The organism is Polaribacter dokdonensis, assembly GCF_024362345.1.
Lineage (GTDB): Bacteria > Bacteroidota > Bacteroidia > Flavobacteriales > Flavobacteriaceae > Polaribacter > Polaribacter dokdonensis.
On record NZ_CP101505.1, the window covers coordinates 2,764,278 to 2,778,780 of the forward strand.

The following is a 14,503-nucleotide window of genomic DNA, read 5'->3' on the forward strand; positions in this document are numbered from 1 at the left end:
GTTTTTATGAGTTAAAGGCAAAATCGGTTCTCGTATATCTTTGCAGTGTGCTTGAGCAAATGCAAAAAAATAAGTTTAACAATTAAAAATCATAAACCATGAGTAATTTATCAAATTTTATATTAGGTGCTGCAGTAGGTAGCGTTTTAGGTATTCTATATGCTCCAGATAAAGGAGAAGAAACTAGAAAAAAATTATTAGCAGAGGCTTTAGTAGCTAAAGATAAGCTAGCAGAATCTGCAGAAGAAATTAAAGATAAAGTTGGTTCTACAGTAACGAATCAAAAACAAAATTTAGAATCTCAATTAGAAAATGTAATGTCTAATGTAAGTTACAAAGCAGAAGATGTTATTACTACTTTAGAGAGAAAATTGAGTGAATTAAAAGAGAAAAACAAGCATCTTCAAAAAAACACAGTTGAAGATTTAGAAGATAAATTTAACCAAACTGTATAATATAAATGTTAGGTCAAGAAACTAAAAGTAGCACTTCAGATAGTACTATAGATATAGCAAAGAGATATTCAGAAACTTCTTACAAGTATATTAAACTTAAGATTTTTCACTTGCTTACTTCTAATATAGCTTTATTAGCTAAGGTGTTTGTAATTGGTGTCTTGTTTTTAATATCAATATTATTTTTATCAATTTCAGGAGCTTTAGCAATTGGTGAAGAATTAAAAAGTATGCCATTAGGATTTTTAAGTATTTTCTTAATTTACTTAATATTAACCTTAATTGCTTATTTATTAAGAAAGAAAATTAATAAATCTGTTATTACCTCTTTTGCAGATAAGTTTTTCAGTCAAGAAGAACCAATCAAGCCAAATGAAATTGCAAAAAAACAATCAAACTAAACTACTAATGAAACCATATCAAAATTTCGAGCAGATAGAATATGATCTAAAGGTTTTAAACCTAGAAAGAAAAATTGCCTTCGAGGAATTAAAAAGTGTAAAACAAGATTTTGAAGAAACACTTAAGCCTATGAATATTTTAGGAGGAGCTTTAAAGTTCTTAGGTAAATATGGAGCTTTATTATTAGTAAAAAAGTTCTTCAAATAGAATTAATTAAACTAAAAAAAATATTATGAAAAAAGTAATTATGACAATTATGACAGCTGCTGTATTAGTAAGTTGTGATGTAGACCAAACTAAAGAAACTAAATTACCAGAAGTAGATGTAGAAATCGAAACTGAAGCAGGACAATTACCAGCTTTTGATGTAGATTGGGCAGAAGTAAATGTTGGTACAACAACAAAAACTGTAACTGTACCTAAAGTGGTTGTAGTAATGGAAGAAGTAGAGGTAGAAGTACCTTATGTAGATGTAGATATGCCAGATGATATAAATGGTGAAAAAGAGGAGCAAACTTTAATGGTAGAAGCAGAGGTTTCTGATAAAGAACATGCTATTAAAATTAAAGAAATAAGAGCAATGAATAATAACTTAATTGTAATTTCTGAATTAACAGAAATGACATCAAGTTTAGGAGATAAAAAAATTAGAATATCTGATCAAGTAACTTTAAATGCACCAGATATGAACGTTAAATATTACGTTGTTGGTGAAAGACCAGATAGAGTATTTAATACAAAATATAAGTACTATTCAGATATGAATACCTTAAATGAAAAATTAGGAAAAGATTATAAAGTTATTTATAAGAAGTAATTTTATAATGGTTGGTTGATTTTAAAGCCTTGATATTCTTAGAATATCAAGGCTTTTTTATTACGCTACTTTTTTTAAATTTTTTTTAAAACTATTTGGAGTTATGTTATATTTCTCTTTAAAAATTTTAGAAAAATAACTTCTACTACTAAACCCAATACTGTAAACAATTTGAGAGATATTTAGGTCTGAGTTTTTAAGCATTTCTCTAGCGCTTTCTAATCGTATATGTCTTATATACTCTGTAACTGTTCTCTTATAAAAGTATTTAAACCCTTCTTGTAATTTAGCTTGTGTTAAACCAGATTTAAATGATAATTGGTTTAATGAATATTCCTTTGCAGGATTTTTTAAAATATCATTTCCAATTTTTCTTATTATTTTTAAATCGCTCTTATTAATACCTTCAGGTAATTTAGTTCCAGATAAAATTCTGTTATGTTGCTGAATGTGCATAGATAAAATCTCATAAATTCTAGCTTCAATTTTCAGAATTCTTAACATTCCTTTTGCTTTAATCTTATGCATACCATTTATAAGATCTGCCATTTTAAGATTTAAAGTTCCATAACTAGAAAATCTATTTTCATGATCAGTATCAACAAAAACTTCATAAAGTTTAGAATTTAATGTAGAAACATTTGTAGTTCTCTTCTTTAAGAAATGTTTTCTAACAATTTGAATGATGTTAACCTCCAGTTTTTCATCCTTTGGAAAAATAATATCATTATAACCTCCATCTTTATTGGTGAAAATTAAAGACTGAAATTGCCCAACTTCTTTTATGGTATTATGAATTCCGAATTTATGTTTTAGACTTCCCAAAGAAGGGTATATAAAACGAATAGGATTAAAATCTTCTTGAGACTCTACATGTAAAAAAAGTTCTTTATGAAATTTAATACTAAAATCTAATAAATTTACACCCCAATCAAAAGGGATATATCTAATTGTGCCAATTGCATTTTCGTTGTTAATAGTAAGTACAAACTCGCTCCATTGTTCAGTGACTTCACCACCAATTTCTTTTTGTAATTGATCTAAAAAGTCTTTAGGACTATCAGCATTAATTTCAATATTTATCATAATATAATTGTATTATTTAGCTAATAATTAACGAAAAACGAATATCGGTAAAGGTAGCTTAAAAATATATACGCAAGCCTGATTAGATTAATCTTAAGTTGAAATGAGTTAATAATACCTTCCGTTTAAAATTATTTTTGATTAAATCAATAAAAAATTCTATGAACATTTTTGAGCAAATAAGAAAAGATCATGATACTCAAAGAGATCTTTTAGACAAGTTAGTAAAGACATCTGGTGATACAGAAAAAAGAAATGAAATTTACACATGTTTAAAGAAGGAGTTAGAGATACATGCAGATGCAGAAGAAAGGCATTTTTACAAACCTTTAATTAGTAATGATATGATGCAAGAAAAAGCCAGACATGGTATTGCAGAACATCATGAAATAGATGAATTGATAGAGCAATTAGATGAAACAGATTACGATTCTTCTGCTTGGTTAAAAATTGCCAAACAACTAAAAGAAAAGGTAGAGCATCATTTAGAAGATGAAGAGCATAAGTTTTTTCAATTGGCAGGTAAGGTTTTTACAGAAAAAGAGAAAACTTCTTTAGCTAAAGAATATACCAATTATATGGAGCAAAATCTATAATATTATGATGAAGGTAATAGATAAATCGATTGTAAAAAGCATATTAACCAAGCCAGAAGATTCTTTGAGTTATTTTGATTTGGTTTATGTAAATGATTTCAATTTATCTATTAGCCGAATTAAAAAAGGAGAAACATTTAGTTATCAAAAAGGCAAAACGTTTGTTTCCGATAAAAACATATTAAATAGAATAGAAACGTTGGTGATACCTCCAATGTGGAAAAAAGTGCGCATTTCTGATTTAGATAATGGTCATTTACAAGCTGTAGGCAGAGATGCTAAAGGTAGAAAACAATACAGATATCACCCAAAATGGAATGCTGTTAGAAATAAAACCAAGTTTGTTAAGATGATAGATTTTGGAAAGAATCTACCGAAAATAAGAGCAAGAGTTACAAGTGATTTAAATCAGAAAAATTGGACGAAAACCAAAGTCCTAGCATTAATTGTTAAGTTATTAGAAGAAACTCATATTAGAATTGGTAACACCCAATATGCAAAGCGTAATAAAACCTATGGCATTACTACATTAAGAACAAGGCACATTAATAAAGAAAATAATAAAATTAGATTCGAGTTTGTTGGCAAAAGAGGCAAAGAACATAAGATTACTTTAAGAAATAAAAAATTGATAAAACTGGTGAATCAGTGTCAAGAAATTCCTGGTTGGAAATTGTTTCAATATTATGATGAAGATGGTGTGAAGAAAGAAATTGACAGCAGTTCAGTTAATGACTACATACATGCTATTAGTGGTGAATTATTTACAGCTAAAGATTTTAGAACCTGGTCAGCTTCACTAATTAGTTTTAATACGTTGATGGATTTTGGTATTGAGCATGATGATAATCAAAATAAAAAAAACAGATTATCTGCCATAGATATTACAGCTAAGGAGTTAGGGAATACCAGAAATGTATCTCGCAAATATTACATCCATCCTCATATATTAAAAACATATGAAGATTCTACAATTGATAAATATTTTCAGAAGGCTGAAAACGATGAGAATACTTATGCTCATTTTTCACATTCAGAAAATGCACTTATGGCTTTGTTAGAAGATTATAGTCCTGTTATAAATATGTAACTAAAATCATATGAGTCAAGGTCAATTTCATTTGAACAAAGACAAACCTTCTAAAGCCTATATCTTTGTAGTGTAAGAAAAAGAAAGCAAAAAATTGCTAGATGTTAAATGTTTCACATCTATAAAATAAATGAAGCAATCACGTAAAAATTTAAATGAGATGAGTACTTATACAGAAGAAGTTGGAAAAAAATTAAACGGATTATTAGAAAGAACATATGATGCTGAAAAAGGTTTTAAAAACGCAGCAGAAAATATTAGTAACCCAGCATTAAAGAATTATTTTAATTCAAAGGCCAAAGAAAGATATAATTTTGGGCATGAGTTAAAAGACGAAATTAAATCATTTAATCAAGAAATTGATAAAGGTGGTAGTTTAACAGGAACTGCACACAGAGCATGGATGGATATTAAAGCATTATTGTCTTTAGATAATGAAGAATCTATGTTAGAAGAATCTATTAGAGGAGAAAAAACTGCTATTGCTGATTATGATGAAGTTTTAAATGAAACTACATTACCAAGTAGTACAAAAACAGTGTTAGAAGCACAGAAAAATAAAATCCAAACAGGATTGGAAAATATTAAGTCTTTAGAGGATATACACTAGAGATTTAAGGTTGGTTGATTGATTTAGGTTGTCTGAAAAGACAACCTTTTTCTATTTTAAAAACCTACTTAATTGAGTTAAGATTAACTTTGTAAGAGTTAATAACCTCTTTAGAAAAGAGTTAATTTTACTGTAAGAGAGATAGTTATAGCAACTATTTAAATATTAACTAAAAAAACTTTAAATTATGTTACGTTGGGCAATCATTTTTATAATAATCGCATTAATTGCTGGAGTTTTAGGCTTTGGTGGAATAGCAGGTGCTGCAGCTGGAATAGCTAAAATAGTATTTGTTGTGTTTATTATTTTATTCTTAATATCATTAATTACTGGAAGAAAGAAAGTATAAATATATATATAGAGAAAAAGAAAAAGTAAAACTACTTAATCTGATAGATTAAGTAGTTTTTTTTATGCAATAAAGTTATGCTTCTTAGCATGTGCAATTGCTTCATTACTGTTGTCTAATAGTAAAAAAGCAGTATCTGTGTAGTTTTTAACTAAGTCTTTTATTCTTTGATTATTTTGATCTTTACCAACACTTCTTACATAAATCGCTTTAATTCTGTTAGGAAATTGAGTTACAGTTTCCATATAAATATCAGCATCATGTTCACCTGCATCACCAATTAAAATAAAAGGCATGTCTGTATAAGTTTTAAGGATATTTATGATTTCTTTTTGTTTCTGAGGTTTATCATTTTTCTTTTTGGAAAACATATTTCTCATAGTTCTTAGTAAAATAGCGCCTTTAGGAAAGTTGTTTTTATTCAAGAAGTATTCTAAATATCGATACATGTTCCATGGACTATGGCTTACATAAAAAAACGGATTTGCATTATCACCCGATTTTCCTGCATGCAGCAAAGTGTATAAGTTAGAGGAACCTTCTAATGCCTTTCTATTGTAGGGTGATTTAAATAACGTATTAATTAATAATTTCCATTTTAATTTAGATACGACTCCTGTATGTAAAATGGTGTCATCAATATCACTAATTACACCAAATTCGGCTTTTTTAGAAGGTATTAAAACTTCTCCTTCAAAATTATTATTGTTATTAATTTTTTGTTTAATAGCAGAATCTGTAAAAGAGATGCTGTACTTAAGCCATCCTTCTGAAGTGGTTAGCTTGTTTAAGTTTTCAATCTTTTCATCCACCAGAAAATACCCATCTTTGTCAGTTTTTGTTTTAATTTCTTGATGATTTGGTAAAGTTATAGTAAGTGTTGTGTTTTTTATTTCATCGCTCTCAAAGCGTTTATAAGAATTGACTAATAATCCAAAAACATTTTTTCTGTCTAGAGATATATTTTCATCTTCTAAAGCTCTTCCTCTAGCATAAAAATGATTATGAGTTCCATAGCTTTGAAACACTATAATTTGTAATGGATCTTTGGTGAAAATTGACATTTTTTTGTTTTAAAGGTACATATACTGCATAAAAAAAGCCACATCTAAATGTGGCTTTTTTTAACTCAAATACGCAAGAATTAGTCTTTATCGTTAATGATAATTTTTACTTCTTTCGTTTTTGTTTCTTTATTTTTATTGACATCCATAGAAACTATTTTACCAGATTTTTCTGCTTTAGCTTCAATTTCCTCAATTGTACCATTAAATGTTTCTGTTTCAGTAACAGTTTCACCATTTACGGTTTTAGTTGTAATAATAGTAGCTGCAATTAAATCGTTATTGTTAGTAGCAGTTACTTCTACATTTACTTCACTTTTAATTTCATTTAAATTAGCACCTTCTTCTGAGTGACCTCCTAAAATAGGCGCAATTACTAAACCAATTAAACAAGTTAATTTAATTAAAATGTTCATTGATGGACCAGAAGTGTCTTTAAAAGGATCTCCTACAGTATCTCCAGTCACTGCTGCTTTGTGAGCATCTGAACCTTTGTAAGTCATTTCACCATTAATTTCTACACCAGCCTCAAAAGATTTTTTAGCATTATCCCAAGCACCACCAGCATTGTTTTGAAAGATAGCCCATAATACACCAGAAACAGTAACACCAGCCATATAACCACCTAACATTTCTGCGATAGCTAACTTATCCATACCAAAAGCTAAAGGAGCAAATGCTATAATTAAAGGAAAGCCGATAGTTAATAAACCTGGTAACATCATTTCTTTTAACGATGCTTGTGTAGAGATTGCTACACATTTATCATATTCAGGTTTACCTGTTCCTTCCATAATTCCAGGAATATCTCTAAACTGTCTTCTTACTTCTTGTACCATTTCCATAGCAGCTTTACCAACAGCGTTCATTGCTAAAGCAGAAAATACTACAGGTACCATTCCTCCAACAAATAACATAGCTAAAACAGGAGCTTTAAAGATGTTGATTCCGTCAATTCCTGTAAAAGTTACATAAGCAGCAAATAGAGCCAAAGATGTTAAAGCAGCAGAAGCAATAGCAAAACCTTTACCTGTTGCAGCAGTTGTATTACCTACAGAATCTAAAATATCTGTACGTTCTCTTACAATTGGTTCTTGCTCACTCATTTCTGCGATACCACCTGCATTGTCAGAAATTGGTCCAAATGCATCAATTGCTAATTGCATAGCAGTTGTTGCCATCATTGCAGAAGCTGCAAGTGCAACACCATAAAAACCAGCAAAAGCATAAGAAGCCCAAATTGCACCTGCAAATAATAATACCGATGGAAAAGTAGAAATCATACCAGTGGCTAAACCTGCAATAATATTTGTTCCTGCTCCTGTACTAGATTGTTGAACTATTTTTAAAATTGGAGATTTACCTAGACCTGTATAATATTCTGTTACAGATGATATTACAGCACCAACAACTAAACCAACTAAAGTAGCTGCAAATACTCTCATTGATGATATTTCTTGTAAACCTTCTCCAAAGAATTCCATTTGCATGGTTTCTGGTAACATCCACGTTACAAGACCATAACATGATAAACCTACTAATACAATAGATGTCCAGTTACCTTTATTTAATGCACCCATTACTTGTGCTTCTTTAGCATCATTAGAATTAATTTTTACTAACATTGTTCCAATAATAGAAATTATAATTCCTGCTCCAGCAATTGCCATTGGTAATAAAATTGGACCAATTCCACCAAAATTATCGGTAATTGCACCACCCATATCTTTAATTACATAATTTCCTAAAACCATTGCAGCTAAAACTGTAGCAACATAAGAACCAAACAAATCTGCTCCCATACCTGCAACATCTCCTACATTGTCACCAACATTATCTGCAATTGTAGCAGGGTTTCTTGGGTCATCTTCAGGAATACCAGCCTCAACTTTACCAACTAAATCTGCTCCAACATCTGCTGCTTTTGTGTAGATACCTCCACCAACTCTAGCAAAAAGAGCAATAGATTCTGCACCTAAAGAAAAACCAGCTAAAGTTTCTAAAACTACAGTCATATCCATAGTATTTGTCCATGTGCTATCCATAAAGAAATAAAAGAAAAATATAAAGAATGCAGTTAAACCTAAAACTGCTAAACCAGCAACTCCTAAGCCCATAACTGTACCACCACCAAAAGATATTTTTAGTGCATTTGGTAAACTTGTTCTTGCTGCTTGTGTAGTTCTTACATTAGTTTTGGTTGCAATTTTCATTCCGATATTACCTGCGAATGCAGAGAATATAGCACCAAAAATAAAGGCTACAACAATTAAAATATGTGTAGTTGGTACTATAAAAGAAACAGCTGCTAGAGCTAAACTTACAACAAATACAAAGATGGCTAATAGTTTATATTCAGCACTTAAGAATGCTAAAGCTCCTTCATAAATGTAATCTGAAATTTCTTTCATTTTACCATCACCTGCATCTTGTTTCATTACCCAAGATTGTTTAATCCACATGTAGATTAAACCTAAAATAGCCATTACAATTGGCATCCAAATCATTAATTCCATATAATATTTAAATTTGATTAGTTTAAAACGGTCGCTAAAATAGGGAAATCAATGTGATAAAAAAAACCACCTTTAATTTAAAGATGGTTTATAATTTATGGTTTATTTTATCAATATGATAATTATATGGTAAAAGTGCGTTTCTTTTTATGCTCACTATTGTCATAACGTTCAATACACTCGTGGTAAATTCTAATGGCATCTTCTGCATTTCCCCAACCACCTGTATCTACTTTTTTCTCTTCTAAATCTTTGTATACTTGAAAAAAGTGTTCTATTTCTTTTAGTCTATGTGGGTTAATATCAGAGATATCTCTCTTTTTACTCCATATAGGATCTGAAACTGGTACACAGATAATTTTTTCATCTGGCCCTTTTTCATCAGTCATATAAAATACTCCAATTGGTCTAACCTCCATAACTACCATTGGGTAAGTTGGTTGATGACCTAAAACTAAAATATCTAGTGGATCTGAATCTAAAGCTAAAGTTTCTGGAATAAATCCATAATCTCCAGGGTACATCATAGATGAGAATAACATTCTATCAAAACGTATTTTATTCAGGGTAAAGTCGTACTCGTATTTATTCCTACTTCCTTTAGGAATCTCAATTAAAACATCAAAAGTTAATGATTTATTTTCGCTCATAGTGTTCTTTATTATATAAGTATTATAATATCTGCAAAAGTAGTGAAAGTGCTAGTTTATATGAAGGAATTGCTATGTTAATTTTACGCAAAGGTTTTCGGTTTTAAGCACAAAAAAAACCTTTTTGAAAAAATCAAAAAGGTTTAAATACTTATAAGCTAGTTAAAATTAAATATACATAACTTCTTTAACAGCCTTAATTACATCTTCATGATTAGGAATCCACTTTTCTAATAAAACAGGAGAATAAGGTGCAGGTGTATCTGCAGTTGTAATTCTCTTGATTGGAGCGTCTAAATAGTCAAATGCTTCATCTTGAATTCTGTAAGTAATTTCAGAAGCAACACTAGCAAATGGCCAAGCTTCTTCTAGAACTACTAATCTATTTGTTTTTTTAACTGATGCTAAAATAGCTGCATGATCCATAGGTCTTACAGTTCTTAAATCAATAATTTCTACAGAAATATTTTCTTTTGCTAATTCATCAGCAGCTTTATAAGCTTCCTTAATTATTTTACCAAAAGATACAATAGTAACATCTGTACCTTCTCTTTTAATGTCTGCAACTCCAATAGGGATAATGTATTCTCCTTCAGGAATTTCCATTTTATCACCATACATCTGTTCAGATTCCATAAAAATTACTGGATCATCATCTCTAATTGCAGCTTTTAATAAACCTTTTGCGTCATAAGGATTTGATGGTACAATAACCTTTAAACCAGGAGTATTTGCAAACCAGTTTTCAAAAGCCTGAGAGTGAGTAGCTCCTAATTGACCTGCAGAAGCAGTAGGTCCTCTAAATACAATTGGACAATTGAACTGACCACCAGACATTTGTCTGATTTTTGCAGCATTGTTTATAATTTGATCAATTCCAACCAAAGAAAAGTTAAATGTCATATATTCTACAATTGGTCTATTACCATTCATGGCAGAACCAATAGCAACACCAGCAAAACCAAGTTCAGCAATAGGAGTATCAATTACTCTTTTTTCACCAAACTCATCTAGCATACCTTTACTAGCTTTGTAAGCACCATTATATTCAGCAACTTCTTCACCCATTAAATAAATGCTTTCATCTCTTCGCATTTCTTCGCTCATTGCTTCGCAAATAGCTTCTCTAAATTGAACTGTTTTCATTTGTTTTTAGCGTATATTAAAATGAAAAACAAAAGTAAGAAATTTTGCTGTAAACAAACTACAACTTTTATTGATATCTATAGAATTATAGAGAACGCAACAAATTGTAATTTTTACCAACAATCTTTATTAATTATGGAATAATTCTTTAAAAAATATGGTATCTTTAAATTGATGAAATGTTTAATTCCTTCAACAAATTATTAAAAGATGTTTATCAAATTTAATTTAATCAGTTTAAAGAGTACATTTTTTATTGTGTATGCCTTTTTTAATCTGACTGTAGGTTATGGTCAAAAAGACACCGTAAATTGTGAAATAAAGCCTGGAGATATCGAAAAATTCAATAAGGCCTTAGTTGATGCTAAACTCCATTATTATACAAATCAAGGTAAAACAAAACTAGATTTAAAAAAGGCAGAAGAACTTTGTAATAAAGACTATTTCTATGCATTAGATGGAAAAATGATTTTAATTTCTCCAGGGCAAAAAAGTGATAGAATCGAAATTAGACAAGAAAAAGATTTAGATTTAAATACTAGAAGCGCTATGTATTTTGTTGCAACATTTGAAGATGTGCCAGATGAAAGATCTAATAAAGGTGTTACCATTGGTCAAATACATAATGACACAAAAGGAGTTAAAAGGCCTTTGTTAAGAGTTGAAATTGCTGGAGGAAATGAAATAAGAGTTATAGTTACAGAAAGTTATTTAAAAAACGAAGGAGATGTTGAAAATGATTTTTTCACCTCTTTTGACGAAAAAGATAAGATAGAATGTATCATTGAAATACTTGGTGATGGAGATGAGTTAGCTGTAGGGATTAAAAACTTAACAAAAAATGAAGCAAGAGTTATAACTTATAATGTTAGTGATTTATGGAAAACTATGGATGGAAACTTTTACTTTAAAGCAGGAGCATACACTCAAGTTGCAGGGCCAAAAACAAAAGTATCTTATGAGCAATTTAAGTTCATTTACAAATAATACATCTGTTTATTAAGAATTACTTAAAATAAATCTCAGAAACTTACGAGATTTATTTTTTTAACATAAAATTTATTATGCATGCATAGTATTTTTTAAAAAAAAACCTTAATTTTGTAGGAGTTAATAATGATAAATAATAGATTTTATGAAAATATTGGTTTGTATTAGTCACGTTCCTGATACTACTTCTAAGATTAATTTTACAGAAGGAGATACAAAATTCGATACGAATGGAGTACAATTTGTAATCAATCCTTATGATGAGTTCAGTTTAACAAGAGCAATGTGGTTTAAAGAAAAGCAAGGAGCAAGTGTAACTGTTGTTAATGTTGGTAATGCAACTACAGAACCAACTTTACGTAAAGCCTTGGCAATTGGTGCAGATGGTGCTATTCGTGTAAATACAGATGCTACAGATGGTTTATCTGTTGCAAAACAATTAGCAGAGGTTGTTAAGAATGGAGGTTATGATTTAGTTTTAGCAGGTAGAGAATCAATAGATTATAATGGAGGTATGGTTCCTGGAATGTTAGCTGCGTTAGTAGATTTTAATTTTGTAAACGGTTGTGTAGGTATGGAAGTAGATGGTACTTCAGTAACTGCTGTTAGAGAAATTGATGGAGGAAACGAAACTTTAAGCACTTCATTACCATTAGTTATTGGTGGTCAAAAAGGAATTGTAGAAGAAAAAGATTTACGTATACCTAATATGCGTGGAATTATGATGGCTCGTAAAAAACCATTAAATGTTGTAGAGCCTGTTTCAGCAGAAGACGCAACATCTATTCAATCTTTTGAAAAACCAGCACCAAAAGGTGCAGTTAAATTAATTGATGCAGATAATGTAGATGAGTTAATCAACTTGTTACACAATGAAGCTAAAGTAATTTAAACATAAAATTATCCGAAGTTTTAAAATCGGAACAAATAAAAAATAATCTTGTTGGTTTATTAGTTTGATAAAAAATCAACATATAAAACTTAAAATATATGTCAGTTTTAGTTTTCGCAGATTCAACAGAAGGGAAATTTAAGAAAAGTGCATTTGAAGTTGTTTCTTATGCCAAAAAAGTTGCTGAGCAATTAGGTAGTAATGTTGTTGCTATAACAATAAACGCCAACAATAATGAAGAGTTGTATACATATGGTGCTGAAAAAATACTTTCAGTAACTAATGATGCATTATCAACTTTTAATGCAAAAAAGTATGCTTCTGTAATTGAACAAGCAGCTTCATCAGTAGGAGCATCAGTAGTTGTTTTAGATTCAAGTATTGATACTTTACATACAGCACCATTATTAGCAGTAGCTTTAGATGCAGGTTATGCATCAAATGTAGTAGAATTACCAAGTTCAACAGCTCCTTTTACAGTAAAAAGAAAAGCTTTTTCAAATAAAGGTTTTAGTAACACAGTAATTGCTACAGATAATAAAATTATTGGGGTAGCTAAAAATTCTTATGGTGTGCATGAGAATGCAGTTTCAGGATCAACAGAAAGTTTTGATGCAGCAATTGCAGATTCAGGTGTTACTTCAGAAAAATTAGAAAGAGTAACAGGTAAAGTTACTATTGCAGATGCAGAGGTTGTGGTTTCTGCAGGTAGAGGTTTAAAAGGACCAGAAAATTGGGGAATGGTAGAAGAATTAGCTGATGTTTTAGGAGCAGCAACTGCATGCTCTAAACCAGTTTCAGATTTAGGATGGAGACCTCATGGAGAACACGTAGGTCAAACAGGTAAGCCTGTTGCATCTAACTTATATATTGCTATAGGTATTTCTGGAGCAATACAGCATTTAGCAGGTATTAATGCATCAAAAGTAAAAGTAGTTATTAACACAGATCCAGAAGCACCTTTCTTTAAAGCTGCAGATTATGGTATTGTTGGTGATGCTTTTGAAGTTGTACCAAAGTTAATAGAAAAATTAAAAGCTTTTAAACAAGCATCTTAGTTTTAAAAATAAAAAAGTTCATTAGAAAACCTACTATTCATTTAGTAGGTTTTTACTTTTTATAAAAACTGATAAAATAAAAGTTCTCAATCTATTATTTTTATTAAATTGTGCCCTCTTAAAAAAGGCTTCAAGGCCTATTTTATTTATGTTGATTGATATATGAGTTTAATACTACTTACTATTAAAGGAATTTCTTACAGTCAAACACAAAGTGGTGCTTATGCATTGGTTTTGAGTGAGATAGAAGGAACAAGAACTTTGCCTATTATTATTGGAGCCTTTGAAGCACAATCTATTGCAATAGCTTTAGAAACAGAGATAAGACCTCCAAGACCTCTTACTCACGATTTATTTAAGACCTTCTCAGATACTTTTAATATCAATATTAAAGAAGTAATTATACATAAATTAGTAGATGGTGTATTCTTTTCTAGCCTAATTTGTGAAAAAGATGGTAAAGAAGAAGTAATAGATACACGTACATCAGATGCAATTGCAATTGCAGTTCGTTTCAATGCACCAATCTATACTTACGAAAATATTTTAGATAAAGCAGGTATTTACTTAAAAGTAGAAGAAGAGCTGGCAATTGAAAATAATTTAGAGCCAAAACAAGAAGCAACTACCACTTTAGAATTTGAAGAGGAAGAAAAGATCAATTATTCAGATCTATCTTTAAAAGAATTAAATGAACAACTAGATACTGCTGTTGCTGATGAAAATTACGAATTAGCTGCAACTATTAGAGACGAAATTAGCAAGCGCTCTTAAAAACTTTA

The 14,503-nt window shown here is 29.9% G+C and carries 17 protein-coding genes; 12 read left to right on the top strand and 5 right to left on the bottom strand.

The genetic code is table 11. The annotated features are described in order from the left end of the window. Positions 1-98: 98 nt before the first annotated feature. Genes LPB302_RS12340 through LPB302_RS12355 form a run of 4 tightly spaced genes read left to right on the top strand, consistent with a single transcriptional unit; the run spans position 99 to position 1,674 of the window. On the top strand, positions 99-455 hold the full coding sequence (locus LPB302_RS12340; protein WP_053973261.1) for a YtxH domain-containing protein: 357 nt from the start codon (positions 99-101) through the stop codon (positions 453-455). Positions 456-460: 5 nt separating this feature from the next. Continuing rightward, the gene (locus tag LPB302_RS12345) at positions 461-856 is read left to right on the top strand and encodes a hypothetical protein (protein ID WP_053973260.1); all 396 of its coding nucleotides are present in this window, start codon (positions 461-463) and stop codon (positions 854-856) included. A 7-nt stretch (positions 857-863) separates the two neighbouring features. Then, positions 864-1,064: a hypothetical protein gene (locus LPB302_RS12350; protein ID WP_053975269.1), complete on the top strand. Its 201-nt coding sequence runs from the start codon at positions 864-866 to the stop codon at positions 1,062-1,064. Between the two features lie 25 nt (positions 1,065-1,089). Beyond that, positions 1,090-1,674: a hypothetical protein gene (locus LPB302_RS12355; RefSeq protein WP_053973259.1), complete on the top strand. Its 585-nt coding sequence runs from the start codon at positions 1,090-1,092 to the stop codon at positions 1,672-1,674. A gap of 60 nt (positions 1,675-1,734) precedes the next feature. Here the strand turns inward: LPB302_RS12355 and LPB302_RS12360 are convergent, their stop codons facing one another. After that, positions 1,735-2,760 carry a helix-turn-helix domain-containing protein gene (locus tag LPB302_RS12360; protein WP_053973258.1) on the bottom strand — a complete coding sequence of 342 codons (1,026 nt, stop codon included), beginning with the start codon at positions 2,758-2,760 and terminating at the stop codon, positions 1,735-1,737. Positions 2,761-2,921: 161 nt separating this feature from the next. Here LPB302_RS12360 and LPB302_RS12365 point away from each other — a divergent pair, with 161 nt between their 5' ends. The 4 genes from LPB302_RS12365 (at position 2,922) to LPB302_RS12380 (ending at position 5,405) form a co-directional block, all read left to right on the top strand. Then, positions 2,922-3,356, top strand: a complete 435-nt coding sequence (locus LPB302_RS12365) for a hemerythrin domain-containing protein (RefSeq protein ID WP_053973257.1) — start codon at positions 2,922-2,924, stop codon at positions 3,354-3,356. Positions 3,357-3,360: 4 nt separating this feature from the next. Then, entirely contained in the window at positions 3,361-4,446 is a 1,086-nt protein-coding gene (locus tag LPB302_RS12370) for a DNA topoisomerase IB (protein ID WP_053973256.1), read from the top strand. A 160-nt stretch (positions 4,447-4,606) separates the two neighbouring features. After that, positions 4,607-5,056: a ferritin-like domain-containing protein gene (locus tag LPB302_RS12375; protein ID WP_053975268.1), complete on the top strand. Its 450-nt coding sequence runs from the start codon at positions 4,607-4,609 to the stop codon at positions 5,054-5,056. A 187-nt stretch (positions 5,057-5,243) separates the two neighbouring features. Then, complete coding sequence (locus LPB302_RS12380; protein WP_015482108.1) at positions 5,244-5,405, top strand: DUF1328 family protein; 162 nt, start codon at positions 5,244-5,246, stop codon at positions 5,403-5,405. 62 nt (positions 5,406-5,467) lie between these two features. Here LPB302_RS12380 and LPB302_RS12385 read toward each other — a convergent pair whose 3' ends face one another. From LPB302_RS12385 to LPB302_RS12400, 4 genes are all read right to left on the bottom strand, one after another. After that, complete coding sequence (locus LPB302_RS12385) at positions 5,468-6,469, bottom strand: App1 family protein phosphatidate phosphatase (RefSeq protein WP_053973255.1); 1,002 nt, start codon at positions 6,467-6,469, stop codon at positions 5,468-5,470. A gap of 80 nt (positions 6,470-6,549) precedes the next feature. Further along, positions 6,550-8,985, bottom strand: a complete 2,436-nt coding sequence (locus LPB302_RS12390; RefSeq protein WP_053973254.1) for a sodium-translocating pyrophosphatase — start codon at positions 8,983-8,985, stop codon at positions 6,550-6,552. Between the two features lie 122 nt (positions 8,986-9,107). Then, positions 9,108-9,635, bottom strand: coding sequence for an inorganic diphosphatase (locus tag LPB302_RS12395; RefSeq protein ID WP_015482111.1), 528 nt, complete (start codon positions 9,633-9,635; stop codon positions 9,108-9,110). A 168-nt stretch (positions 9,636-9,803) separates the two neighbouring features. Next, positions 9,804-10,781: a pyruvate dehydrogenase complex E1 component subunit beta gene (locus LPB302_RS12400; RefSeq protein WP_053973253.1), complete on the bottom strand. Its 978-nt coding sequence runs from the start codon at positions 10,779-10,781 to the stop codon at positions 9,804-9,806. Between the two features lie 210 nt (positions 10,782-10,991). Between LPB302_RS12400 and LPB302_RS12405 the strand changes: the two genes are divergently transcribed. From LPB302_RS12405 to LPB302_RS12420, 4 genes are all read left to right on the top strand, one after another. Then, complete coding sequence (locus LPB302_RS12405; RefSeq protein WP_053973252.1) at positions 10,992-11,768, top strand: polysaccharide lyase family 7 protein; 777 nt, start codon at positions 10,992-10,994, stop codon at positions 11,766-11,768. 148 nt (positions 11,769-11,916) lie between these two features. After that, positions 11,917-12,663, top strand: a complete 747-nt coding sequence (locus tag LPB302_RS12410; RefSeq protein ID WP_053973251.1) for an electron transfer flavoprotein subunit beta/FixA family protein — start codon at positions 11,917-11,919, stop codon at positions 12,661-12,663. A gap of 98 nt (positions 12,664-12,761) precedes the next feature. Next, a complete protein-coding gene (locus tag LPB302_RS12415) occupies positions 12,762-13,721 on the top strand; it encodes an electron transfer flavoprotein subunit alpha/FixB family protein (protein ID WP_053973250.1) in 960 nt (319 codons plus the stop codon). 162 nt (positions 13,722-13,883) lie between these two features. Beyond that, entirely contained in the window at positions 13,884-14,495 is a 612-nt protein-coding gene (locus tag LPB302_RS12420; RefSeq protein ID WP_053973249.1) for a bifunctional nuclease family protein, read from the top strand. Positions 14,496-14,503: the final 8 nt, after the last annotated feature.